Consider the following 23,198-nt stretch of genomic DNA (forward strand, 5'->3'; position numbering starts at 1 on the left):
CGGCCCGTCGCATCCGGCTACCGCTACAGACGGGCGACAAGCGGGATACGCTCCGCGAACAGCGAGGTCAGAACGAATTTGAGTAGTAACCCGCATAGCCGGTGCGCGGGTGTCACCGAATCGAGTCGGCACACCCTGAGTAACCTTGCGCCTGGCGGATGCCCGGGGCCGGTAGCTCTGTTGCGCCGTACGGGGTGGATCGCACGGCAGCGAGGTGGAACACTCGCGAAGAATGCTAGAAATATCGCAGTCCCGGGGGATGTGACCAGGTCATACAGCCCCGGCAAGATCAGCGGAATCCTTGCCGACGCGCGGACGGTGGTGGTGGGCGGTGAGCAGTACCGAACCGGCGTGCCCCGCCGTCCACACGCTGTCGCGGCCGCTGGCCAGGATGTTCGCATTCGTGCTCGCCGCCGCCGGTGCCTGGCTGCTCGGTGCCGTCTTCGCGGCGACCGCCTCCGCCGAGTCGACCGGTCCGCTCGACGGTCCGGCGGCCCCGGAGGTCACCGCGCCCGCCGTCGCTGAACCCCGCCCGCCCGAGGCGGCGGTTCCCGAGCCGCACGGCGACGAACCGCACGGCGACGAGCTACCCGGCGACGAGCCGGCGGGAGACCAGCCCGCTGCGGACGGCGCGAGCCAGGACGGTGCCGGCCAGGACGGTGCCGAGTCCGCCCCCAGCACGCTCCCGGCCACCGGCGCAGCCGCGGGGAACCCGAAGCCGGAGGCTCCAGCGGGCACCCCAGCAGCGGAAACCCCGGCGGCGGGCGACGAAGCCGGCCAGGTCTCCGCGAGCACGACCAGCGCCCCGGCAACCGCGGACGCCGTGACCGCCCCGGTGACCACAAGTACGCCGGCCACCGCAAGCACCCCGGCCACAAACGTCGCGGCCGTGCCGGACCGGCCCGCCGCCAAGCCCGGCCTCCTCGGCGGCCTCGCGGGCACGCTCGGCGGGGTCAGCGACACCATCAACAGCACGCTCGGCGGGGTCACGAACACGGTCAACGGCACGCTCAGCGGGGTCAGCGACACCATAAACGGGGCGCTCGGCGGGATCGCCGACGTGCTGCCCGTTCACATCACGCCGCCCCGCCTGCCGAACATCCAGCTCCCGACGCTGCCGGAGTTCCCCCGCCTGCCGAATCTGCCGAAGCTGCCCGGTTTCCCCGAGTTGCCCGGCCTGCTGCCGGACGGCCCCGGCGCACCGGACGTGCCCGGGCCAGGCGTTCCCGGTGGGACGCCCCCCGTCGCCGGACCGCCACCGGCGACCCCGGATGAGGCACTCCCCGCACCCGCCCCGGCCGCACCCCCTTCGACCGCGGGCACCACGACGCCGCAGGGCTCCGCGTACCTGCGCACCGTGTCGGCGGCCGAACAGCACGGCGCGAAGTCGCTGACCGCGCAGGCCCCCGCCGAGCGCGGTGACGACGGCACCCGCGCGGGCGGCGGCTCGTCCGGTGGTTCGGGCGAACGTCCCAGTCCGGTGTCGCCGTGCGCACCGGCCACCTCGACCTCTCACGCGGGACCCGGCCACGACACCGGATCGGGCAGGCCGCAGCACGCCGTGCTCGCCGCCGCCGCGGACCTCACCCAGCTTCGGCTGATGGGCACCAGCCGCGACCACTCGGCTGACGGTGCGGGCAGGGACTCCGGCCTGCCGACGACGTCCCCCGACTGACGCCGAACCCGGTCGCCGCAGGCGATCCACGTCCAGTTCAAGATCAACTTCAGTGTTCCGTGCCGCGGGTACCGCGAAGTCGTTGACCTGAAGTGTCCCGGGGTTTCCCACACCGATCACCGAACTTCCCGCTCGGCCGACCGCGTCCGGCCGTGTCGGGCCCTCGGTCCCGGTGCCGCGTTGCCCCCGCGGCACCGGGACCACCCCGAGCACGTATCCGGACGCCGCCGCTCACCGCGCCGAGCGGCGGCACACACCCCGGATACGTCCAGTCGCAGGCGCTTCCCGGCACGTCGAGGGGCGGTGCCGGGAAGCCGCCGCGACGAACCCGCTCCAACCGGAGCCGGGAGAACACAAGCCGGTGCGCTGGACGCGCGGCCCGCTCCGTCCCTGGAGTCGCGGGTACGCGCTCCCAGCGCACCGGCTTCTCCATGCCCGCCCGAGCTGCCGCCCGCACATCCGCCCCGAATGTCCGGCGGCAGCTCAGGCCACCGGCACGTCCCAGCGCCCGGCTCCCGAACCACGGACGGACGTCCAGGCGATACCGAGCCGCCGCACCGCCTCGGCGAGCCGGTCCGCGGGCTGGGCGAAGGGCAACCGCATCCAGCGTTCGAGGCCGCCGTGCGCGGCGAAACGTGAGCCGGGTGCGAGGTGCACGCCGTGACCACCTGCCGCGACCGCGAGCCGCGTGCTCATCGCCTCCGGCAACCGGCACCACAGTGAAAGTCCGCCCTCGGGTACCCGGAACGTCCAGTCCGGCAGATGCGTGCGGACGGCGCCGACAAGGGTGTCGCGCAGCAGCCGGATCTCCTCCCGGCGTTGTCGCAGCACCGGTTCCTGGTCGGCGAACAACTCGGCGAGCACGAGCTGATCCAGTACCGGCGAACCGAGGTCGACGGAGAAGCGGGCGGTGCTGAGCCTGCCGATCAGCTCGTTCGACGCACGGATCCAGCCGAGGCGCAGCCCGCCCCAGTACGACTTCGATGCCGAGCCGACGGTGATCGTCCAGTCCGGGGCGAACGCCGCGAGCGGAGGCGGACCGTCCAGCGGATCACCCGTGAGATCGAGTTCCACCAGCGTCTCGTCGACGACGGTAGGGGTGCGCGAGCGGGCCAGCACCGAGCCGAGCCGCTGCCTGCCCTCCGCGTCGAGCCGCAGCCCCGTCGGGTTGTGGAAGTCGACGTTCAGGTAGGCCAGCCGGGGCCCGGCCTGCCGGAGCGCGGCCTCGATCCCGGCGAAATCCCAGCCCGCCGGGATCGCCGTGGCCACTTCGCCGGGTCCCTCGGCGTCCCCGATGAACGGCCCGATCCCGACCGGCACCGTGATCGCGTGCGAGGCGCGGATGGCTTCGAGTGCGTTGGGATAGCTGGGCTGCTCCACCAGCACCCGGTCGCCGGGGCCGGCGAGCATCCGCAGTGCCACGACGAATGCCTGGTGCGCGCCGTTGGTGATCATCACCTGCTTGCGGGTGGTCGGCAGGCCGCGCGCGGTGTACCGCTCGGCGATACGTTCCCGCAGATCGCGCAGGCCGAGGTCGCAGTAGCCGTGCCGGGCGAGTTCCTCGCCGAGGTGCCGTCGTGACCGGTCCACCGCGGCGGTCAGCCCGGGCACGGCGTTCGGCGAGGCGCGGGCGAGGTCGATCGCCTCCTCGGTGACCGGCAGCCCCGGTTCGCGGGTGCCGCTGGGCGAGGTCACCCAGGAGCCGGCGCCGCGCCTGCTGGCGACCAGTCCGTCCTCCCGCAACCGGTCCAGTGCGGTCACCACGAGCGTTCGGCTCACGTCCAGCGCATCGGCCAGTTCGCGTTCGGCGGGCAGCCTGGTCCCGGTGGGCAGTTGACCGTCGAGCACCTGGAGCTCCACGGCGGCGGCGAGATCCGCGGCCCCGCGCCGGGAACCGTTCTGCCGCCAATTCCCGAGCAGGCCGGCCAACCGGGTGCCCGATACCCGTCCACCTGGCGGGATCTGCGTCGTCATAAGTCCAATTGTTCCCCATTGGCTATGGATAGACCAGCCAAAGATGCGGATAGTGACGGTGTGGCTCGCTCAAACACCCGGTCCGTGGACCTCCGTCCGGTCGGCGTCACCGTCGACCCCGCGCGGCGGCTGACCCAGCTCACCCTCGGTCTCGCCCTCTATGGCGCCAGCCTGGCGATGCAGACCCGCGCCGCGCTCGGCCTGAGCCCGTGGGACGTGCTGCACGAGGGCCTGACGAAGCTGACCGGACTGAGCTTCGGCACCATCACGGCGATCGCCTCGATCGGCGTGCTGCTGCTGTGGATCCCGCTGCGCCAGCGTCCCGGGATCGGCACCGCCGCGAACGTCGCGATCATCGCCGTGACCGTCGACCTGGTCCGGCTCGTCCTTCCCGAGCAGCACGAGCTGGGCTGGCAGATCACGCTGCTGGTCGGCGGCATCGTGCTGAACGGCGTGGCGACCGCCGTCTACGTCGGCGCCCGCCTCGGCCCCGGCCCGCGCGACGGCCTGATGACCGGACTGGCGGCGCGTACCGGCTGGTCGGTACGGGTGGTGCGCAGCCTGATCGAGCTGACCGCGCTGGCGGGTGGCTGGGCGCTCGGCGGCACCTTCGGCGTCGGCACCGTGCTCTACGCCCTCGCCATCGGCCCGATGATCCAGGCCTTCCTGCCGATGGTCACCTGGCGGGACCGGCGGCGCGGCTGACCGGAGAGTGCTGCGGGTCGGCTCGTCTGCCTGCGGGGCGGTGTCGTAGGCGGGCCGGGGTTGGTGCTGCGGGTCAGCTCGCCTGCCTGCGGGCCAGTGCCGAACGCAGGTCGAGGTAGCCGATCTCGTGGGCGGCGAGGACGTCGGCGACCGCCCCCGTCCCGTTCAGCAGCGCGAGCAGGACGTGCTCGGTGCCGATGCTGCGGTCGCCGAGCGCGATCGCCTCGCCGAGTGTGCGTTTCAGGGTCAGCTTCGCCTCCCGGTCGAACGGGAGGTGCCCTCGGCGTCGTCCGGGTTCGCGTGGCCGGGCGAGTGCGCCGGGGCCGTGCTCACGCTCGACCGCGTCGACGACCTGCCGCACGTCGATGCCGAGTTCGCCGAGTGCCCGCGCGTCGGCGGGGCCGAGTCCCGCCTGCCGCCGGATCCGGTCGAACTCGGCGGCGAGCGTCCGGTCGCCACCGAGCCGGTCGGCCAGGTAACGGGCGGCGTAACCCTGCCCGTCGAGCAGGGCGAGCAACAGGTGCTCGGCACCGATCTCGGGTGCGTGCGCGGCCCTGGCGGACTCCTGCGCGCCGACCACCGCGAGCCGCGCGTTCCGTGAGAAGCGTTCGAACATGGCTACCTCCCGTGCTTCTTGTGCACCGCCTGCTTGCTGACGCCGAGCTCGGTGGCGATCTCCTGCCACGACCAGCCCCGCACCCGCGCACTGCGGACCTGTACGGCTTCGAGTTGTTCCAGCAGTCGCCGCAGTGCCGCGACGGCGCGCAACCCGACGGCGGGGTCGCGGTCGCCGGCGCTGGTGGCGAGGCTCGTGGCATCCGTCATGTCCGTCAACTTACGTTGACGTGACGCCCGTCGTCAACCCCGGTTGACGGCTACTACTGTCGGGGCGTGCCAACGATCGAGGTGGCCGAGCGAGCCGGTGTCGGCGAGGACGGGGAATCCCGGCCGAGCGAGGACCGGGTGGCCGTGCTGGACAACGCCGTCGTGCTGCTGGACGGCGCGACCTCGGAGAACCCCCGGCTGCCTGCCCCCGGCTGGTACGCGGGCGTGCTGGCCGACCGGATCACCCGGGAGCTGCGCGAAACCCCGGACGCCGATCTGGACAACACCCTCGCCCGCTCCATCGGCGGTGTCGCCAACGAGCACGGCCTGCGCAAGCGGCACGCCCCGTCGAGCACGGTGGCCATGCTCCGCTGGAACGCGAGCACTCTGGACGCCCTCGTACTCGCGGACAGCCCGATCGTCGTCTTCACCCGCCCTGCGCCGGAGGCCGAGGAGACGGTCACCGTGCTGGGCGACTACCGGCTCGCCCGGCTGCGCGAGGCCGGACGTCTCGGTGACGGTTCCGAGGTGGCGAACCTGCGCAACACCGAGGAGGGCTTCTGGGTCGCCGAAGCCGACCCCGCCGCGGCCGAGCACGCGATCACCGCGAGCTGGCCCAGAGCGGAGATCAGCTCGGTACTGCTCGCCAGCGACGGGGTATCCGTCGGCGTCGACGAGTACGGCCTCTTCGACTGGTTCCGCTTGCGTGAGCGCGCCCGTTCCGACGGCCCGCAGGCCGTGCTCGACATCGTCCGCGCCGCCGAGGGCGAGGACCCGGATCGCGTCCGGTGGCCCCGCCGGAAGCGGCACGACGACCAGGCTCTGGTTCTTGTGGATTTCACCCGATAAGAGGGTCCATATCAGGGCAATCCCCCGATATGCCCGCGGAGTATTTCCGCCATTCTTGACGTTATGCGGGACATGGAGGCGGAGCGATCAGAGGCGGCCGGCCAGGCGGTCGCCCGGACACGTCCGTGGGTGCTGGCATCGGGCGCCGCGATCGGGTGGGCGTTGTTCACCATGATCCTTCTGCACCTCGTCAGCTCACACGATCCGGTGCGCGACACCATCAGCAGCTACGCGGTCACCAACAACGGCGGCGGCATGCTGGAGGCGAGCGTGCTCTCGCTGGCGATCGGATCCTTCACGCTGCTGGGCGCCCTGCAGGCGGCGGGCGTCCCGGTCACCCGCACCGCCCGCACCCTGCTCTCCGCCTGGGCAGTGGGACTGGTGACGGCCGCGCTGTTTCCCGCCTCGTTCGGCGAGCGGGTGGACCCGGCGAGCGGCCGGATCCACCAGTACGCCTGCCTGATCGCCTTCCTCAGCCTGCCGGGCGTCGGCTTCTCCCTCGCCGACCGGATGCGCGAATCGCCCGCGCTGCGGCGGATGCGCACCGTTCTGCTGCGGCTGACGTGGATCGGCGTCGGCATGCTCGCCCTGTTCGGGATCAGCTACGTCATCGCGGCGTTCCCGAGTGTGCCGGTGCTGGCCGAGGTGTCGTCCTGGCTGCCGGTCGGGTTCGCGCAGCGGCTGGCGCTGGCCGCCGATCTGGCGCTGCTGACCGGAATGACCTGGGCGGCCGTCTCGACGGCGAAGCTGCCCCGCTCTGGCGGGCTCACCGAACCCGCCGAACTCGGCACGAGCTGAGCGGGTGCCTCAGGCCAGTGCGTCCACGGCCTCGGGCGCGTAGGCGAACAGGCCCGGCATGCCGCCGGTGTGCACGAAGACCACGTCCTCGCCGCCGTACCGGCCGTCCAGCAGCGAGGCGGCGGCCTTCCCGGTGTAGACGGGTTCCAGGACCACACCCTCGGTCCGGCCGAAGGTGCGCAGGGCCGCCCAGCCGCGCTCGGTCGGCACGCCGTAGCCGGGGCCGAAAACCGTGTCGTCGTAACGGATGTGCTCCGGTGGCGGAGCGTCGACGCCGAGCAGCCTGGCCGTCTCCCCGGCGAGGCGGGTGACCTCGGCGGCCGTCTCGTCCGCGGGCATGCCGACGCAGCCGACGTCCACCCGGTGCGCCACGCCGAGCGCGGCGAAGCCGACCGCGAGACCCGCAGCCGTGCCGCCGCTGCCCATCGGCACGAGCACACGGGCGGCGTCCACGCCGCGGTCGGCGAGTTGCCCGGCGAGTTCCACGGCGGCGGCGACGTAGCCCAGCGAGCCGACGGAGTCCGAACCGCCGACCGGGATCGTGGCGAGACGGCGGCCGTCCGCCTCCGCCTCGGCGCGGACGCGCTCGTAGGCAGCCGCCGTCTCCCCGGCGTCGCGGCAGACGTGCACGCGGGCACTGAAGAGGTGGTCCAGCAGCACGTTGCCGGAGGTGTCGTAGGCGGCGCCCGCGCGGGGCACTTTCGCCGTCAGGACGAGTTCGCAGCGCAGGCCCAGCCGGGCGCAGGCGGCCGCCGTCTGCCTGCCGTGGTTGGTCTGCACCGCGCCGAAGGTGACGACGGTGTCGGCGCCTTCGGCCACGGCGGCACCGAGCAGGAACTCCAGCTTGCGCAGCTTGTTGCCCGCGGCGCCGAGGGGATTGACGTCGTCGCGCTTGAGCAGCACGGCTGCCCCCGCCACCTCACCGAGCCGCGGCGCATCCTGTAGTGGCGTCGGCCACACTCCGAGGGTCGCGCGCGGGAACCGCGCGAGGTCGAGCGTCATCCGCGCCTCCGAATCGACGTGAGAATGCTTCATGTTCGCCTGGCCCGGACGGGAAGTCCGTGTCATCGTTCCTACAGCAGACACCGACGGAGACGCCATGACCCCGACGCTCGCCAACGCCGGACTCGCCACGCTCGCGCAGCGGCTCGCCCGCCGTGAAGTGACCTCGGCGGACCTCGTCGCGGACACCCTGCGCCGCATCGACGAAGCGCAGCCCACGCTCAACGCCTTCCGGCACGTCCGTACCGAGGCCGCGATCCGGGAGGCCGCCGCTGCCGACCGCGGGCTGGACGCGGGCGAACGCGCCCCACTGCTCGGCGTGCCGGTGGCGATCAAGGACGACACCGATCTGGCCGGATACCCGACCGCGTTCGGCTGCCCAGGGGAGTTCCCGGTCAGCGAGACCGACGCCGAACTGGTCACCAGGCTCAAGGCGGCGGGTGCGGTGATCGTCGGCAAGACGAACACCCCGGAGATCGGTCAGTGGCCGTTCACCGAGGGCAGCGCGTTCGGTGCCACCCGCAATCCGTGGAACTCGGACTTCTCCGCGGGCGGTTCCTCCGGCGGTTCGGCGGCGGCCGTCGCGGCCGGGCTGGTGCCCGCCGCGATCGGCTCCGACGGCGCCGGGTCGGTCCGCATCCCGGCCGCCTGGAACAACCTGGTCGGCATCAAGACACAGCGCGGACTGGTCAGCACCGCCCCCGAGGCGGAACTGTTCCACGGGCTGACGGTGCACGGCCCCCTTGCGCGCACGGTCGGCGACGCGGCTCTGCTGCTGGACGTGATGGCCGACGCGGGAACCCGTTACCGCACCGCGGCGCGGCGCGAGCCAGGCCGGTTGCGGGTCGGCCTTTCCGCGCGGATCCCGTTCACCGGCACCGACACGTCCCTGCACCCGGAGGTGCGCGCGGCGGTGGCGCGGCTGGCCGGATCGCTGCGCGCGCTGGGCCACGAACTCGTCCCGGTCCGGCCCCGCTACCGGCTGGCCGGCCTGCACTTCCTGCCCCGGTCACTTGCCGGGGTGCACGCCTGGGCCGGACGGACGCCGGACGCCGCGCTGCTCGATCCGCGCACCCGCGCCAACGCGCGTACCGGGCGACTGCTCGGCGGGCGGGCGCTGCGGCTGGCCCGCGCCGCGGAACCGTTGCTGCACAAGCGGATCGGCGCGGTGTTCCAGGACGTCGACGTGCTGCTGGTGCCCACCACCGCCACGCCGCCGTTCCGGGTCGGCACCTTCGACTCGCTGACCGGCTGGCAGACCGACCAGGCGATGATCGCGGCCTGCCCGTACGCCTGGCCGTGGAACCTGCTCGGCTGGCCGGGTGTGAACGTCCCGGCCGGACCGGACGGTGACGGGCTGCCGCTCGGGGCGCAGTTGCTGGGTCCGGAGTCGAGCGAGGAACTGCTGATCTCCCTTGCCGCGCAACTGGAATCCGTCGAACGCTGGCAGGACCGCCGCCCGGCGGGATGACCCCTGAGGCCGGAGAATCGGGCGTGGCGCGGTGACACCGGCGAAAACGAGGAGGCCCGATGAATGCCGGGACTGACGACGGAACGGGCATGGGCGGCACCGGTACGGCGACGGTGAACGGGATCCGGATGCACTACCGGCGGCAGGGGGACGGTCCGCTGCTGCTCCTGCACGGCTGGCCGCAGACCTCGCACTGCTGGCACCGGATCGCGGGCGAACTCGCGCGGACGCACACCGTCGTCGCCCCGGACCTGCGCGGGTACGGCCGCACGGACAAGCCGGTCACCGGTTACGACAAGCGGACGATGGCGGCGGATCTCGCGGAACTGGTGCCCGCACTGGGTTTCCACACGGCGAGCGTGGTCGGGCACGATCGCGGCGGCCGGGTCGCGCATCGCTGGGCACTCGATCGTCCGGAGCAGATCGACCGGCTGGCCGTACTCGACATCCTGCCCACCCGGGAGATGTGGCGGCGGATGGACGGCGACCTGGCGAAGGGGTACTGGCACTGGCTGTTCCACCTCCAGCCGGACCTGCCCGAGTTGCTGGCGGGCAAGGACGTCGCCGCGTACCTGGGCTATTTCTTCGAGCGCTGGACGTACCAGCGGGGCGGTCTGGACGAGGCGTCCGTGGCCGAGTACGTGCGCGCCTTCTCCGCACCGGGCGCGCTGCGGGCCGGGTTCGACGACTATCGCGCCTCCTTCCCGGCCGACGCCGAGCACGACGACGCGGACGCCACGGCCGGCCGCGGGGTGGACGTCCCACTGCTCGTGGTGTGGGGTGGCGACGGGCTGGTCGGTGCCTATCCGGTGCTCGACATCTGGCGCGAGTACGCCGCCGAGGTCACCGGCACGCCGATCGACCGCTGCGGCCACTTCCTCGCCGAGGAGCAGCCGGGGGCCACGCTCGACGCGCTGCGCCCGTTCCTGGCGGGCTGAGCACCGGCGGTCACCGCGGGGCTTGGGTGGCGAGGACCGGGTCACGCCGGCCTGGGTCTCGGTTCGCTCGTTTACTCCGGGGCGCGGGTGGCGAGGACCAGTTGCAGGTGGGTGAGCAGGCGGGCGCGCGGATCGTCGAGGTCGATCCCGCTGACGGCGGTGGCGCGGCGGATGCGATGCCGCAGGGTGTTCGGGTGGACGTGCAGCGCGGTGGCGGCCCCGCGCACGTCGCCCATCGAGTCGAGGAACGCCAGCAGGGAAGCGGAAAGCTCGGTGCCGTGGTTGCCGTCGTAGGTGCCGAGCGCCGCGACGGCCGGGTCACGCAGATCCGGGTTGCCCTCCAGCATCGCCAGCGTCTCGCTCAGCAGTACCTCGGCGCGCAGGTCGGCGATGGTCGCCACGTCTGGGTCGCTTCCCTGCTGGTCGTCTCCCTGATGGCTCTTTCCCTTGCGCCCCATGGCATCCACCACCCGGTCCGCCTCGCCGCGAACCCGGCCGACCTGCGCCAGTCCGGGTAACGGCGAACCGATCCCGGCCCGCACGCGGACGCGGACCCGCCGCCACAGCACCCGGACGATCTCCTCGGCGAGCGACCGGAGTTGCTGTTCGGCCCGCGCCGGGACGTCCGGCAGCAGGGCGTACACCCGCGAGCCCACCGTGGTGACGAGCGCGGCCCTGCGGAAGGAGGTGACCTGCACCGAGACGGCGTTCACCAGCTCGGCGCGGTTCAGCTCGGTGGCCGAACCGTCGCCACCTGGCCGGGCGTCGAAGGCGATCACGGCGACCGGGCGGGCCGGGTCCAGGCCGAGGTTGCCTGCCACCAGGTCGGGACTGATCCGGCCGTCCAGCAATCCGGAAGCCAGGTCCTGCCGGGACCGCCTGCCGGGCACCGCCTCGTTGCGCTGCCGCAGCAGGTGGGTGGCCGCGACCCGGGCCGCACCGAGCAGGGCGCTCTCCGCACGTTCGGCGATCGGCTCGCGGCCCTCCTGCACCCAGATGGTGCCGAGGTGCTGGGTGCCCGCCCGGATGCCGATGGCGAGCCTGCGGCGGATGCCGAAGTCGGGCCGCTCGGCGATGCGGACGACCTCCTCGCCGACCCGGAGTCGTTGGAAGACGCCCCATTCCCGCAGTTTCGCCAGGTACTGCTCGGGACCCTCCCAGCCGAGGATGGAGAGCCTGCGCAGCTCGTCCACCTCGTCGTCGGATCGCGAGTAGGCGAGTACGCGGTTGCCGGCGTCCTCGATGGTGACGCTGCCCGCGGTGAGCACCGCCAGGGTCTGCGCGAGGGAGAACAGATCGTCCGTGCCCTCCTCGCCCTCGATCGCGGCGGCGCCGAGCACCTCGCGCATCAGCGTTTCGAGCTGGTCCCAGCGCACGTCGGGACGGACGGCCAGCAACGCGATCCCGGCCTCGGCGGCGGCGGTGCGCAGCTCGGAACTGTTGCCGGAGGCCTGCTGCTGGGCGGGGTCCACCTTCACCGCCGCGGCGGTGGCTCCCCGGCGGGCGGCGGCCCGGACGTACCGGATCGCCTCGCGTCCGCGCGCGCCGATGACCAGTACGAGTTCCTCGGGATAGCTGCCGAGTTCGTCGTCCGGGTCGAGGATCGTGATGCCGGAGACGGTGGCGTCCAGGCCGGCGTCGGCGGGGTGCAGATCGAGCAGCGGATCGCCGATGGCATGCAGGAGCTGACGCAGGGTGGTTCCGCTCACGGACGGTCCACAGGCTTGGCCGATCGAACAATCCTCACCCCGAAAGAGTATCCGATCAGACAACTCGGCCACTGGGTGTGCCGCCTAACGTTCCTTCGACGTCCACAGCGTGGAAACCAGCCGTCAAAACTCAGCCGTCGAGAGGGTCAGCACATGGAGTCGATCACCCAGCCGCCCGCGCCCCGCAACGAGCCGGTACGCGACTACGCCCCGGGCAGCGCCGAACGGGCGAGCCTGCAGGCGAAGCTGGCCGAGCTGGCGGGTGAGCGGTTCGAGCTGACCTCGACCATCGACGGTGAGCAGCGCCTCGGCGGCGGACCGGAGATCGACGTCGTCCAGCCGCACGACCACGGCCACGTGCTCGGCACCATGCGCGGCGCCACCCGCGCCGACGCGAAGGACGCCGTCGCCGCCGCGCTCGGTGCCGCGAAGACGTGGCGGGAGCTGCCGTTCGACGAGCGCGCGGCGATCATCCTGCGCGCCGCGGACCTGCTCTCCGGCCCGTGGCGCGACACGATCAACGCCGCCACGATGCTCGGCCAGTCGAAGACCGCGATCCAGGCGGAGATCGACTCGGCCTGCGAGCTCGCCGACTTCTGGCGCTTCAACGTGCACTTCGCCCGGCAGATCCACGCCGAGCAGCCGATGAGCTCGCCCGGCGTGTGGAACCGGCTGGACTACCGGCCGCTGGAAGGCTTCGTCTACGCGATCACCCCGTTCAACTTCACCGCCATCGCCGGAAACCTGCCGACCGCGCCCGCGTTGATGGGCAACACCGTCCTGTGGAAGCCCTCGCCGACGCAGGGCCTGTCCGCGCACCTGACCATGCGGCTGCTCGAAGCCGCCGGGATGCCCCCCGGCGTCATCAACCTGCTCACCGGTGACGGGCTGGAGGTCTCCGAGGTCGCGCTCGCCGACCCGGCGCTGGCCGGGATCCACTTCACCGGCTCCACCCGTACCTTCCAGCACCTCTGGTCGACCGTCGGTGCGAACATCGCCGGCTACCACGGTTACCCGCGCATCGTCGGCGAGACCGGCGGCAAGGACTTCGTGCTCGCCCACCCCAGCGCGAACGTCGACGTGCTGCGTACCGCGCTGGTCCGCGGCGCCTTCGAGTTCCAGGGACAGAAGTGTTCCGCCGCCTCACGGGCGTTCGTGCCGAAGTCCCTGTGGGGCAAGCTCCGCGACGACCTGGCGTCCGAAGTGGACGCTCTGTCGATGGGCGACGTCACCGACTTCGCCAACTTCATGGGCGCGGTCATCGACAAGCGCAGCTACGACAAGCTCGACGCCGTGCAGCGGATGGCGCACGCCGACGACACGGTGCGGGTGCTCGCCGGTGGCACCGCGGACGACTCGCGGGGCTACTTCGTCCGGCCGACCGTGCTGGAGGGCTCCGACCCTTCACACGAGATCTTCTCCACCGAGTACTTCGGTCCGGTACTCGCGGTGCACGTCTACGAAGACGACGACTTCGACCGCGTTCTGTCCGATGTGGATACAGGCTCGCCGTACGGGCTGACCGGCGCGATCATCGCCGACGACCGTGCGGCGGTGAACCGGGCGAGCCAGGCACTGCGCTTCTCGGCGGGCAACTTCTACGTCAACGACAAGCCGACCGGCGCCGTCGTCGGCCAGCAGCCGTTCGGCGGCGCCCGCGCCTCCGGCACCAACGACAAGGCGGGCTCGATCTACAACCTCCTGCGCTGGGCCAGCCCGCGCACGATCAAGGAGACCTTCGTGCCGCCGACCTCGTCCGGCTACCCCCACCAGGGCTGATTCCCGCCCGTCCGAGGAAGGAACCCCATGCTTCGTTCCGCGCTGATCGCCGCCTCCCGGTCCAACGGCTGCCGCACCGTCGTCGAGCGCACCCCGGTGCTGCGTCCCATCGTCGATCGCTTCATCGCGGGCGAGGGGGTGGACGGCGCGGTGCGGGCGGCCAAGGTGCTCGCCGCCGACCGGTACGTCTCGCTCGACCATCTCGGCGAGGACACCCTCGACCGTGCCCAGGCCGACGCCACCGTGGACGCCTACCGGGCCGTGCTCGGCAAGCTCGACGAGGCCGGTCTGTCCGCCCGGGCCGAGGTGTCGGTGAAGCTGTCCGCTCTCGGCCAGGCACTGCCCGTCGACGGGGACCGCGTCGCCCTGGACAACGCCTGGCGCATCTGCGAGGCGGCGGCCGCCGCGGGCACCACCGTCACGGTGGACATGGAGGACCACACGACCACCGATTCGACGCTGGGGATCGTGCGTGCGCTGCGCGCGGACTTCCCCTCGACGGGCGCGGTGCTCCAGGCGTACCTGCACCGCACCGAGGCCGACTGCGCCGAACTGTCCGGCCCGGGATCCCGGATCCGGCTGTGCAAGGGCGCCTACGACGAACCCGCGTCCGTCGCGTATCGGCAGAAGTCCGATGTGGACGCCGCGTACGTCCGCTGTCTGAAGATCCTGATGGCGGGCGAAGGTTATCCGATGGTCGCCACCCACGACCCCCGGCTGATCGAGATCACCGAGGACCTGGTCGACCGGACCGGGCGTTCGAGTGACGACTTCGAGTTTCAGATGCTCTACGGAATCCGCCCGAACGAGCAGACAGAACTGGCCAGGCGCGCACGGAAGATGCGGGTGTACGTGCCGTACGGCGGCGAGTGGTATCCGTACTTCATGCGCAGGCTGGGTGAACGCCCTGCCAACCTGGCGTTCTTCTTCCGCTCGTTCGTGTCCAAGGGCTGACCGCGGCCCTGCGTGGCCGCGACGGCTGTCCGAAAGGTGAGAGACGACATGTCCACCAGTGCACGGGGCACGACCGGAGTCTTCCGGCGTAAACCCATCGACACCATCGCCGACACCAGCGGCGGGGGCCTGCAGAAAACCCTGGGCCTGCGACAGCTCACCGCGATCGGCGTCGGCGGCATCATCGGTGCCGGCATTTTCTCTCTCGCCGGACAGGTCGCCAACGAGACCGCCGGGCCCGCCGTCCTCATCTCCTTCCTGATCGCCGGTATCGCCAGCGCCGCGGCCGCTTTCTCCTACGCTGAGTTCGCCGGGCTCATCCCGCGCGCCGGATCCGCCTACACCTACGGGTACGCCGTTCTCGGCGAGATCGTCGGCTGGTTCATCGGCTGGGATCTGTTACTGGAATACACCGCCATCGTCGCCGTCGTCGCCATCGGAATCTCCGGCTACTTCAACGACCTGCTCGGCTTCCTGGACATCTCGCTGCCCACCTGGATGATCGGTGCCCCCGGCACCGAACCGGAGGGTGTCGCCTCCGGCAGCTACAAGATCAACCTCTTCGCCGCGCTGCTGTGCCTGCTGATCGCCTTCATTCTCAACCAGGGCATGAAGAACGCGGCCCGCTTCGAGACGCTGCTCGTCTACCTCAAGGTCGGCGTGGTCCTGCTGATCGTCGTCGTCGGCGCGTTCCACATCAACACCGGCAACTACGACCCGTTCGCTCCCTTCGGCCTCACCGGAGCGTTCACCGGCGCCGCGACCGTGTTCTTCGCCGTCTTCGGTTACGACGCGATGTCCACCGCCGCCGAGGAATCCATCGACTCGCAGAAGCACATGCCCAAGGCGATCCTGTACTCGCTGGGCATCTCGATGGTCCTCTACGTGCTGGCCTGCCTGGTCCTCACCGGGATGGTCAACTACAAGGACGTGGACGGCGAAGCGGCGTTCTCCAGCGCCTTCGCGAACATCGGCCTGGAATGGGTCGGTCTGATCATCGCCGTCGGCGCGATCCTCGGCATCCTCACCGTTCTGTTCACCTTCATGATGGGCGCCACCCGCGTCGGCTACTCGATGAGCCGCGACGGTCTGCTGCCGAAGTGGTTCTCCAAGACCCACGCCACCAAGAAGGTCCCGTCCCGGATCACCTGGATCCTCGGCGGTGCGTCCGCGGTCATCGCCGGGCTGCTGCCCATCGGTGAGGCGGCGGAGCTCACCAACATCGGCATCCTGCTGGCGTTCGTGGTCGTCTGTATCGCCGTGATCGTCCTGCGCTACAAGCAGCCCGACCTACCGCGCGGGTTCAAGTGCCCCGGCATGCCCTTCGTGCCCGCCATCGGCGTCATCTTCTCGCTGTGGCTGATCACCTTCCTCAACCCCGAGACCTGGCTCCGTTTCGCCGCCTGGTTCGGCGTCGGCCTGATCATCTACCTCGTCTACGGCCGCCGTAAGTCGCTGCTCGCCCCCGGCAACAGCCCGGACAGCGAGACGCAGTCGTGACGGGCACGCCGATCGTGTACGGCGCGAGCTGGTGCCCGGACGTCCGGCGCAGCAGGGCACTGCTCGACGGCCGCGGGATCGCCTACGAGTACGTGGATGTCGAGGCCTCGGAGCAGGCGGACGCCGCCGTGCGGGTCTTGCAGGACGGCGCCCGCCGCATCCCGACCATCGTCTGGCCGGACGGCGGCCACCTGGTGGAGCCGAGCGACGAGGAACTCGCCGCGTATCTCGACCGCTGACCGGAAACGAACACCGAACGGGTCCCTTCGCCGAGAGGGGGCCCGTTCGGCGTACACGGGGCTTGACCTTCGAGTTACCTGAAGGTCGATGATGGGGCGGTGCCGGAGCCCGAACTGATCACGATCGGCGTTCTCGCCCGTTCCAGTGGTCTGACGGCGAGCGCCCTGCGGTTCTACGCGGACAGCGGGGTGCTCGAACCGTCCACTGTGGATCCAACGTCCGGGTACCGCTACTACACGCCCGCGCAGGCCGAGCGCGCCGTGCTGATCCGGCGGCTGCGCGAGATGGAGATGCCGCTGGACCGGGTCGCCGAGGTGCTCGCGGCCGGCGCGCAGGCGGCGTCGGCGATCATCGACGAGCACCTCGCGCACCCGGCCGACCGAGTGGAGCGAGCGCGGGCCACGGCGGCGGCCGTTCGGGCGGCGCTGGCACCGGCGTCCGGCCCGCCGCCGGTGCGGCTCGGCGGGGCGGTGTTCACCCACGCCGTCGAACAGGTGCTGACCGCCACCATCCACGAACCCGGTCTGCCGGTGCTCAACGGCGTGCACCTTGAGGCGCGGGCCGATGGTCTCGTGCTCACGGCGACCGACCGCTACCGGCTCTCGACGCGCACGCTGGTGGTGGAACTGCCCGGCGGCGAGGGCTGGTCGGTGACCGCGGACGCCGACGGCCTGCGGCTGCTGATGCCGTGGACGCGGCGGCAGCACTCGCTCGCCGTGCATCCGTCCGGCGGCGGGCTCCGGATCGCCACGGACACCGAGGCCAGGGACTGCCGGACGCTGGCAGCGACCTTCCCGGACTGGCGGCTGCTGCTGGCTTCCCTGCCCGAGACCCGCACCCGCGCGCTGATCGGCCGCGACGCCCTCCGTCGCGTCCTGGAGGAGCAGCCGGAGCGGCGGGTCCGGTTCCGGCTGCCCGCGGGCGGTGCGGCGGTGACGGTCCGGTCGGCCGGGGCGGAAACGCGGTCGATCCCGGCCGTGCTGACCGGGCCGGCGATCGATATCGACTTCGACCTGCCCAGCCTGTACCCGGCGATCAGCACGGCGGTCGGCCCGGACGTGCTGATCGACCTGGCGGCACCGGACCTGCCGGTGGTGGTGCGCTCCGCCGCCGACGGCGACCTCACCACGCTGGTGATGCCGCTGGCCCCCGACACCACCGTTCCGAGCACGGAAGGCAACCGAGAATGAGCCCCACGGAAACGAGCGCGGCGACCGAATCGCCCGATCCGACGATGACCGAGATCGGCGCGGCGCTGGCCCTCGCCGGCGCGGGGGACACCGCGGCCGCGGGGGAAAGCCTGCTCCGGATCTGGGACCGGATCGGCGCGGCGGGCGACCCGTTGCACCGCTGCGGACTCGCCCACTATCTCGCGGATCTCTTCGAGGATCCGGCGCAGGCGCTCGTCTGGGACGTCCGCGCACTGGACGCCGTGGAGGCGCTGACCGACGAACGGGCGCGGCGGCACCACGACAGTCTGCGGGTGGCCGGGTTCCGCCCGTCCCTGCATCTCAATCTCGCCGACAACTTCCGCCGTCTCGGCTCCTTCGACGCCACGGCCGAGCACATCGCCGCGGTGCGGCGGCACCAGGACACCCTGGCCGACGACGCGTACGGGGCGATGATCCGGCAGGCGACCACCGAGGTGGCCGCGGCGATCGAACAGCGGTCCACCGAGCCACGGCCCGGCGCCCCTGGAGCGGTCAGCGACCGGTGAAGCGGGCTTCCCGCCGTTCGACGAAGCTCTGCACGCCCTCGGCGGCGTCCTCGCTGGCGACGACGCCGGGCAGGACGCCCTTGAGGTGTTCGGCGGCGGCGCGCTCGGAGCCGGAGCGCAGGGCGACGCGGGCGTTGGCCAGCGTGCCCGCGACGCCCAGCGGCGCCTGCGCGGCGATCACCTTGGCCAGTGCCACCGCCCGGTCGAACTGCTCGCCCGCCGGGACGACCTCCTGCACCAGCCCGATCCGGTGCGCCTCCTCGGCACCGAACTCCTCGCCGGTGAGCAGGAAGCGCATCGCGTTGCCCCAGCCGAGCTGGGCAGGGGCGCGCAGCGTCGCCCCGCCGAAGGGCAGGATCCCGCGGCCGATCTCGAGCTGCCGGAACCGGACGTCGTCTGCGGCGACGACGATGTCGCAGGCGAGCGCCAGTTCGATCGACAGCGTGTAGGCGATCCCTTGCACGGCAAGGACGACGGGTTTGCCGACGGGTTCCTTCCACAGGCCGAACGGATCGTGCCTGCCGTCGCCGGACAGCGCGTCCGGGCCGTGCTCGGCGACGGCGGGGAAGACGTCGGCCAGGTCGAGCCCGGCGCTGAAGTGGTCGCCGTGTCCGAAGAGGACGGCGACGCGGGCCTCCTCGTCCTCGGCGAGCCGGTCGTAGGCGGCGCCCACCTCGGCGATCGTCTGCAGGTCCCAGGCGTTGCGCTTGGCGGCACGGTCGATGCCGATCAGCATCACGTGTCCGTCGCGTTCGACGGTGACGCGGTGGGTCATGCACGCTCCTCGGCTAGGCGGATCGTCAGGCAAACCCTGTCACACGGTGACGCCCTGGCGAACGCTGCGCGACCGGTGACCTTCCCCTCACCCGCCACCATGGCCGCCTTCCCACCGCAATACGTCGACATATTGCGAAGCATCGTGCACAAGGCATCGCAATACGTCGACATATTGCGGGCGGAAGCGCCCGGAGAGGGTCAGTCGGCGCGCCACTCGTAGGTGAGTTCGTAGCGGTCGGCGGGCAGCACCATGTCGTTGCACTCCATCGGTGTGCCGTCCGCGCGGCGGGCGACGCGGGTCACGGTCACCACCGGGGTACCGGCCGAGAGCTGGAGATGCACCGCCTCGTCCGGGGTCGGCATGCGCGCCCCGACGTACTCGGCGAAGTCGGCGATCACGTGGCCCGCTTCCTCGAGACGGGCGTATGCGCCACCCGGGCCGGTGTCGACCTTCTCCAACGCGGAACCGCGGGTGAATTCGCGTGGCAGCCGGGATACCGCGAGCTGGACCACGAGCCCGTCGGCGCGCATAACCCTGTCCCGGACGGTGATGTCCGAGCCGACCTCGACCGCCAGATGTTCGGCGACGCGCGCGTCGGCCTTCTCGAAGCGGACCTTCACCGAGGACGAGGGCGTGAACCCCTGCTCCGCCGCATCGGCCAGGAACGCCCCCTGATTCCGTTCCCGGGCGGCACGGGACAACCTCGATCTGGCGAGCCGCCGGATCCGCGCCGGCGGCGTCACGAAGACCCCACGGCCGTGCTCCGCCGTCACGATTCCCTCGGTGCGAAGCACGTTGACGGCATCACGGATCGTCGGGCGGGACACGCCGTAGGAGCCGACCAGTTCGCGCTCACTGGGAAGTCTTGCGCCGGGGCCGTAGTCGCCCTCGGTGATCCGCTGCGGAGGTCCGCGGCGACCTGCCGGAAGAGGGGAAGGCCGCTGGTTCGGTCGATCACCATCGCACCATTCTCCTCACGAGCTGTCGTCTTGACCAGTTACGGCTCCACGTGCCAGGGCAACTGGTCAGGACAAGTTGACCAGTTGATTGGAACGCGATGCTTTGGGCGACATTGCTGCTGTCTGTTTTCTCTCCGGCGATCTGGCTGGCGGCGAGCTTGTCCAGGTGGGCCACACGCGCTCGTCGGTCGACCGACGAACAGCTCGAAGCCGAGCAGCTCGACAGAATGCTTCCGGCCTTCCGGATGGCCAACGACCTGTGCCAAGCGGTGAGGCGATGACCCCCGCCGTCGGCGACACAGAGGTCGAGGAATGCGCGGCTGAGTGGTTGCTGCGACTTGTCGCGTCCACCATCGCCATCGCTGACCAGCTTGAACGACTGAGCTGCAACGTGCCGGACGATGCCGGCGAACACGTGCGCCGTGCGCTCAGCGGCATCGAGCACGACCTGCTGCCAGGGCTGGATCGGGCCCGGCTCGCATTGTTACGGCGGGGGTGGGCGGTCACGGCTTCAGGGTGACTTTTCCGGTGGTGCGGCGGGATTCCAGCGCACGGTGGGCGGTGGCGGCCTCGGCGAGCGCGAACGGTTCGCCGACGAGCGGCGTGAGCCTGCCCGTCGTGAGCGCCCGCAGCGACTTCTCCTCCAGCGCCCGCAGGCTGCCTGCCCGTTGCCACAGCCGGGGTCCGAGTGGCGAGACGGCGCTGAGCCCGCGCGACATGAGCAGTTCGCCGGTGACCGGCGCGGCGTACCCGGCCGACCAGCCGAACAGCAGCACGCGCCCGCCCGGCCCCAGCAGTTGCAGTGCGTGCCCGGCGGGTTCGCCACCGACACCGTCCAGCAGGACGGTGACGGCCCTTTCGCCCAGTTCCGAGCGAACCAGCGTTGGCCAGCCGGGGTCGGTGTAGTCGACGGCGATGTCCGCGCCGAGTTCACGCACCAGGCCGGCCTTCGCCTTCCCGCCCGCGAGCCCGACGACGGTCGCACCGAGGTTGCGGCCCTCGCGCACCAGCAGCGAGCCGATACCGCCGGCCGCGGCGGTGACCAGTACGACGTCGTCGGCGGTCAGTTCCGCCACGTCGAGCAGGCCCACGGCGGTGCGGCCGGTACCGATCATGGCGACCGCGGAGCCAGGCGAGACGTTCTCGGGCAGCGTGTGCACCGACGCCAGGTCGGCCACGGCGAGTTCGGCGTATCCGCCACTGGCCTGGCCGAGGTGCGCGACCACGCGCGCGCCCAGCCAGGATCGCGGGACCCTGTCGCCGAGCGCGTCGACGGTTCCGGCGACCTCCCGGCCCGGCGTCATCGGCAGTTCCGGCAGCGGGAAAGGGCCACCCCCGGTACCGCTGCGGATGGCCGTGTCGATCAGGTGCACCCCGGACGCGGCGACGGAGATGCGCACCTGCCCGGCAGCGGGCAGCGGATCGCGAACCTCCTCGAAGAGCAGGTTCTCCGCGGGCCCGAACTCGTACTGCCGAACAGCGCGCATCATCTTCTCCGTGAACTCCGTCGATGCCGTACGGGACGACGCCCGCCCGTACCGGCGGAGACCACGGTAGAAGCTGAAGTTATGTAGAGGTCAACCGTTCGCCGCGGATCAGCGGGACCGGCGCCGCCCGGAACGCGCTCCCGCCGAGAACGCGGCAGCGCCCCCGGCACCGGGCGACGGGGCAGCGGCGCGGCGCCTGCCGCCACCGGAACCCTGCCTGCTTCCGCCGGAACCACCGGAACCGCCGGAACTCTGCCTGCCGCCACCGGAGCCGCCACGGGACGCGGCCTGCTCGCCGCCGCGGCGCCCGCCCTGCTTCTCGCCACGCGCGGCCGCCGGACGACGGGGCCTGCGCGGCTGCGCGGCCTCCTTCGGCGGCGGGGTGACGAAGATGCGCTCGCCGGGGGCCAGCTCCGCCAGCAGCGGGTGCTGCGGATCCAGCCGCGTGGTCCTGGGACGGATGCCCGCCTTGCGCGTCAGATCGCGCACGTCGGCCACCTGCGCGTCGGTCATCAGCGTGACCACCGTGCCGGAGGCGCCCGCGCGGGCCGTGCGACCGGAACGGTGCAGGTACGCCTTGTGCTCGGCGGGCGGGTCGGCGTGGATGACCAGGCTGACGTCGTCGACGTGAATACCGCGGGCGGCGATGTCGGTGGCTACCAGTGCGGTCGCACCACCGCCGGAGAACGCGTCCAGATTGCGGGTCCGGGCGGTCTGCCCGAGGTTGCCGTGCAGCTCGACCGCCTGCACCCCGGCGGCGACGAGCTGCTTGGTGAGCTTCTTCGCGCCGTGCTTGGTGCGGGTGAACACCAGCGTCCGGCCGGGGGCCGCGGTGAGGTCGACGAGTACCGGCAGCCGTGCGTCCGCGCCCACGTGCAGCACGTGGTGCGTCATGGTCGCCACGGGCGACTCGGCCGAGTCGACGCTGTGCGTGACCGGGTTGGTCAGGTACCGCCGCACCAGGACGTCCACGCCGGAGTCGAGGGTGGCGGAGAACAGCATCCGCTGCCCGTCGGCGGGAGTGGCGTCGAGCAGCTTCCGGACGGCGGGCAGGAATCCGAGGTCGGCCATGTGGTCCGCCTCGTCCAGCACGGTGATCTCGACGTCGTCGAGCCGGGCGTGCCCGGTGGACAAGTGGTCGAGCAGCCGACCGGGGCAGGCGATCAGCACGTCGACCCCGGCGCGTAGCGCGTTGATCTGCGGGTTGGGCCGCACCCCGCCGAACACCGTCATGGTGCGCAGTCTGAGCCGCTTCGCCAGCGGGGCGATGGACGCCTCGATCTGGTTGACGAGTTCACGGGTGGGCGCGAGCACCAGTGCGCGAGGCCTGCCGGGCCTGCGGCCGCTGCCGGACTGCGAGAGCCGGGCCAGCAGTGGCAGCAGGAAGGCGTAGGTCTTACCGGATCCGGTGCGGCCGCGGCCGAGTACGTCTCGGCCCGCCAGGGAGTCCGGCAGGGTCGCGGCCTGGATCGGGAACGGGGTGTCGACGCCGGTCTCCGCGAGTGCGGATACCAGGTCGGCGGGAACGCCCAGCTCGGCGAACGAGGGGGCGGGCATGTCTTCGGGGCGGCGTGCCGCCATAGAGGGCTCCGAACATCGAAGGGTCGTCCTGCCCGGCGCAGACCATGGTGGCCGCGGCGCGTGGTGGTCGACATGGAGATTCGGCCCGAGGCAGAACTGAGCGGGCCTGTGCGTACTGTACGACGGCGGTCACGGTCCCGCATCCATCGGGCCTCGGTTACCCCGTGACACCGCGTTCCCGGCCGGGCGCTCGTGGTCGCCGCGGCAAGTTCGTCCACATCGGACTGTTCTTTGACGGCGCAGTTACCGGGAGCTAC

At 71.7% G+C, this 23,198-nt stretch carries 21 protein-coding genes and 1 pseudogene; 13 read left to right on the forward strand and 9 right to left on the reverse strand.

The genetic code is table 11. The features are described 5' to 3' along the window. The first annotated feature begins 331 nt into the window (after positions 1–331). Positions 332–1,675, forward strand: a complete 1,344-nt coding sequence (locus CFN78_RS25680) for a hypothetical protein (protein ID WP_094865609.1) — start codon at positions 332–334, stop codon at positions 1,673–1,675. Between the two features lie 483 nt (positions 1,676–2,158). Here the strand turns inward: CFN78_RS25680 and yczR are convergent, their stop codons facing one another. After that, on the reverse strand, positions 2,159–3,649 hold the full coding sequence (yczR, locus tag CFN78_RS25685; protein ID WP_165777710.1) for a MocR-like transcription factor YczR: 1,491 nt from the start codon (positions 3,647–3,649) through the stop codon (positions 2,159–2,161). A 24-nt stretch (positions 3,650–3,673) separates the two neighbouring features. Between yczR and yczE the strand changes: the two genes are divergently transcribed. Then, a complete protein-coding gene (yczE, locus tag CFN78_RS25690) occupies positions 3,674–4,354 on the forward strand; it encodes a membrane protein YczE (RefSeq protein ID WP_094865611.1) in 681 nt (226 codons plus the stop codon). A gap of 73 nt (positions 4,355–4,427) precedes the next feature. Here the strand turns inward: yczE and CFN78_RS25695 are convergent, their stop codons facing one another. Further along, entirely contained in the window at positions 4,428–4,970 is a 543-nt protein-coding gene (locus tag CFN78_RS25695) for a Clp protease N-terminal domain-containing protein (RefSeq protein WP_094865612.1), read from the reverse strand. A gap of 2 nt (positions 4,971–4,972) precedes the next feature. Beyond that, positions 4,973–5,179 (reverse strand): RNA polymerase sigma factor sigma-70 region 4 domain-containing protein, encoded by a 207-nt coding sequence (locus CFN78_RS25700; RefSeq protein ID WP_094865613.1) that lies wholly within the window; start codon positions 5,177–5,179, stop codon positions 4,973–4,975. A 66-nt stretch (positions 5,180–5,245) separates the two neighbouring features. Here CFN78_RS25700 and CFN78_RS25705 point away from each other — a divergent pair, with 66 nt between their 5' ends. Beyond that, positions 5,246–6,028 carry a hypothetical protein gene (locus CFN78_RS25705; RefSeq protein WP_094865614.1) on the forward strand — a complete coding sequence of 261 codons (783 nt, stop codon included), beginning with the start codon at positions 5,246–5,248 and terminating at the stop codon, positions 6,026–6,028. A gap of 63 nt (positions 6,029–6,091) precedes the next feature. Further along, positions 6,092–6,826, forward strand: a complete 735-nt coding sequence (locus tag CFN78_RS25710) for a DUF998 domain-containing protein (protein WP_094865615.1) — start codon at positions 6,092–6,094, stop codon at positions 6,824–6,826. A gap of 9 nt (positions 6,827–6,835) precedes the next feature. Here the strand turns inward: CFN78_RS25710 and CFN78_RS25715 are convergent, their stop codons facing one another. Next, positions 6,836–7,828, reverse strand: coding sequence for a D-cysteine desulfhydrase family protein (locus CFN78_RS25715; RefSeq protein WP_094865616.1), 993 nt, complete (start codon positions 7,826–7,828; stop codon positions 6,836–6,838). A gap of 97 nt (positions 7,829–7,925) precedes the next feature. Here CFN78_RS25715 and CFN78_RS25720 point away from each other — a divergent pair, with 97 nt between their 5' ends. After that, positions 7,926–9,299, forward strand: coding sequence for an amidase (locus tag CFN78_RS25720; protein WP_094865617.1), 1,374 nt, complete (start codon positions 7,926–7,928; stop codon positions 9,297–9,299). Positions 9,300–9,358: 59 nt separating this feature from the next. Continuing rightward, the gene (locus CFN78_RS25725) at positions 9,359–10,237 is read left to right on the forward strand and encodes an alpha/beta fold hydrolase (protein WP_240519691.1); all 879 of its coding nucleotides are present in this window, start codon (positions 9,359–9,361) and stop codon (positions 10,235–10,237) included. Between the two features lie 71 nt (positions 10,238–10,308). Here the strand turns inward: CFN78_RS25725 and CFN78_RS25730 are convergent, their stop codons facing one another. Continuing rightward, positions 10,309–11,946, reverse strand: coding sequence for a PucR family transcriptional regulator (locus CFN78_RS25730; protein WP_094865618.1), 1,638 nt, complete (start codon positions 11,944–11,946; stop codon positions 10,309–10,311). A gap of 153 nt (positions 11,947–12,099) precedes the next feature. On the opposite strand from CFN78_RS25730, the gene pruA reads away from it, so the two are divergent. The 6 genes from pruA (at position 12,100) to CFN78_RS25760 (ending at position 18,136) form a co-directional block, all read left to right on the forward strand. Then, entirely contained in the window at positions 12,100–13,725 is a 1,626-nt protein-coding gene (gene pruA / locus CFN78_RS25735; RefSeq protein WP_094865619.1) for an L-glutamate gamma-semialdehyde dehydrogenase, read from the forward strand. A 27-nt stretch (positions 13,726–13,752) separates the two neighbouring features. Next, positions 13,753–14,679: a proline dehydrogenase family protein gene (locus CFN78_RS25740; protein ID WP_094865620.1), complete on the forward strand. Its 927-nt coding sequence runs from the start codon at positions 13,753–13,755 to the stop codon at positions 14,677–14,679. Positions 14,680–14,727: 48 nt separating this feature from the next. After that, complete coding sequence (locus tag CFN78_RS25745) at positions 14,728–16,179, forward strand: amino acid permease (RefSeq protein ID WP_094865621.1); 1,452 nt, start codon at positions 14,728–14,730, stop codon at positions 16,177–16,179. After that, positions 16,176–16,418: a glutaredoxin family protein gene (locus tag CFN78_RS25750; RefSeq protein WP_205660651.1), complete on the forward strand. Its 243-nt coding sequence runs from the start codon at positions 16,176–16,178 to the stop codon at positions 16,416–16,418. Before CFN78_RS25745 ends, CFN78_RS25750 begins: the two co-directional genes overlap by 4 nt. 99 nt (positions 16,419–16,517) lie before the next feature. Continuing rightward, positions 16,518–17,609: a DNA polymerase III subunit beta family protein gene (locus CFN78_RS25755; RefSeq protein WP_094865622.1), complete on the forward strand. Its 1,092-nt coding sequence runs from the start codon at positions 16,518–16,520 to the stop codon at positions 17,607–17,609. Then, positions 17,606–18,136: a hypothetical protein gene (locus CFN78_RS25760; protein WP_094865623.1), complete on the forward strand. Its 531-nt coding sequence runs from the start codon at positions 17,606–17,608 to the stop codon at positions 18,134–18,136. Before CFN78_RS25755 ends, CFN78_RS25760 begins: the two co-directional genes overlap by 4 nt. Here CFN78_RS25760 and CFN78_RS25765 read toward each other — a convergent pair. Both CFN78_RS25765 and CFN78_RS25770 read right to left on the reverse strand, forming a co-directional pair. Then, positions 18,123–18,911 (reverse strand): crotonase/enoyl-CoA hydratase family protein, encoded by a 789-nt coding sequence (locus CFN78_RS25765; protein ID WP_094865624.1) that lies wholly within the window; start codon positions 18,909–18,911, stop codon positions 18,123–18,125. The genes CFN78_RS25760 and CFN78_RS25765 overlap by 14 nt on opposite strands. 200 nt (positions 18,912–19,111) lie before the next feature. After that, positions 19,112–19,872 (reverse strand): annotated as a pseudogene (locus tag CFN78_RS25770) (GntR family transcriptional regulator). Between the two features lie 278 nt (positions 19,873–20,150). Between CFN78_RS25770 and CFN78_RS25780 the strand changes: the two are divergent. Next, on the forward strand, positions 20,151–20,393 hold the full coding sequence (locus CFN78_RS25780) for a hypothetical protein (protein WP_094865626.1): 243 nt from the start codon (positions 20,151–20,153) through the stop codon (positions 20,391–20,393). Here the strand turns inward: CFN78_RS25780 and CFN78_RS25785 are convergent. Together CFN78_RS25785 and CFN78_RS25790 are read right to left on the reverse strand one after the other, a co-directional pair. Then, on the reverse strand, positions 20,377–21,360 hold the full coding sequence (locus tag CFN78_RS25785; RefSeq protein WP_094865697.1) for a zinc-binding dehydrogenase: 984 nt from the start codon (positions 21,358–21,360) through the stop codon (positions 20,377–20,379). The genes CFN78_RS25780 and CFN78_RS25785 overlap by 17 nt on opposite strands. Positions 21,361–21,468: 108 nt before the next feature. Further along, positions 21,469–22,941, reverse strand: a complete 1,473-nt coding sequence (locus CFN78_RS25790; RefSeq protein ID WP_420807928.1) for a DEAD/DEAH box helicase — start codon at positions 22,939–22,941, stop codon at positions 21,469–21,471. Positions 22,942–23,198: the final 257 nt, after the last annotated feature.

It is taken from the genome of Amycolatopsis antarctica (assembly GCF_002262875.1).
Lineage (GTDB): Bacteria > Actinomycetota > Actinomycetes > Mycobacteriales > Pseudonocardiaceae > Amycolatopsis > Amycolatopsis antarctica.

Excerpts from the sequence above, each read along its gene's own strand:
- yczR (WP_165777710.1), bottom strand. The coding sequence starts at position 3,649 with ATGACGACGCAGATCCCGCCAGGTGGACGGGTATCGGGCACCCGGTTG.
- yczE (WP_094865611.1), top strand. The coding sequence starts at position 3,674 with ATGGATAGACCAGCCAAAGATGCGGATAGTGACGGTGTGGCTCGCTCA.
- CFN78_RS25695 (WP_094865612.1), bottom strand. The coding sequence starts at position 4,970 with ATGTTCGAACGCTTCTCACGGAACGCGCGGCTCGCGGTGGTCGGCGCG.
- CFN78_RS25700 (WP_094865613.1), bottom strand. The coding sequence starts at position 5,179 with ATGACGGATGCCACGAGCCTCGCCACCAGCGCCGGCGACCGCGACCCC.
- CFN78_RS25710 (WP_094865615.1), top strand. The coding sequence starts at position 6,092 with ATGCGGGACATGGAGGCGGAGCGATCAGAGGCGGCCGGCCAGGCGGTC.
- CFN78_RS25715 (WP_094865616.1), bottom strand. The coding sequence starts at position 7,828 with ATGACGCTCGACCTCGCGCGGTTCCCGCGCGCGACCCTCGGAGTGTGG.
- CFN78_RS25720 (WP_094865617.1), top strand. The coding sequence starts at position 7,926 with ATGACCCCGACGCTCGCCAACGCCGGACTCGCCACGCTCGCGCAGCGG.
- CFN78_RS25725 (WP_240519691.1), top strand. The coding sequence starts at position 9,359 with ATGAATGCCGGGACTGACGACGGAACGGGCATGGGCGGCACCGGTACG.
- pruA (WP_094865619.1), top strand. The coding sequence starts at position 12,100 with ATGGAGTCGATCACCCAGCCGCCCGCGCCCCGCAACGAGCCGGTACGC.
- CFN78_RS25740 (WP_094865620.1), top strand. The coding sequence starts at position 13,753 with ATGCTTCGTTCCGCGCTGATCGCCGCCTCCCGGTCCAACGGCTGCCGC.
- CFN78_RS25745 (WP_094865621.1), top strand. The coding sequence starts at position 14,728 with ATGTCCACCAGTGCACGGGGCACGACCGGAGTCTTCCGGCGTAAACCC.
- CFN78_RS25760 (WP_094865623.1), top strand. The coding sequence starts at position 17,606 with ATGAGCCCCACGGAAACGAGCGCGGCGACCGAATCGCCCGATCCGACG.
- CFN78_RS25765 (WP_094865624.1), bottom strand. The coding sequence starts at position 18,911 with ATGACCCACCGCGTCACCGTCGAACGCGACGGACACGTGATGCTGATC.
- CFN78_RS25780 (WP_094865626.1), top strand. The coding sequence starts at position 20,151 with ATGACCCCCGCCGTCGGCGACACAGAGGTCGAGGAATGCGCGGCTGAG.
- CFN78_RS25785 (WP_094865697.1), bottom strand. The coding sequence starts at position 21,360 with ATGCGCGCTGTTCGGCAGTACGAGTTCGGGCCCGCGGAGAACCTGCTC.
- CFN78_RS25790 (WP_420807928.1), bottom strand. The coding sequence starts at position 22,941 with ATGGCGGCACGCCGCCCCGAAGACATGCCCGCCCCCTCGTTCGCCGAG.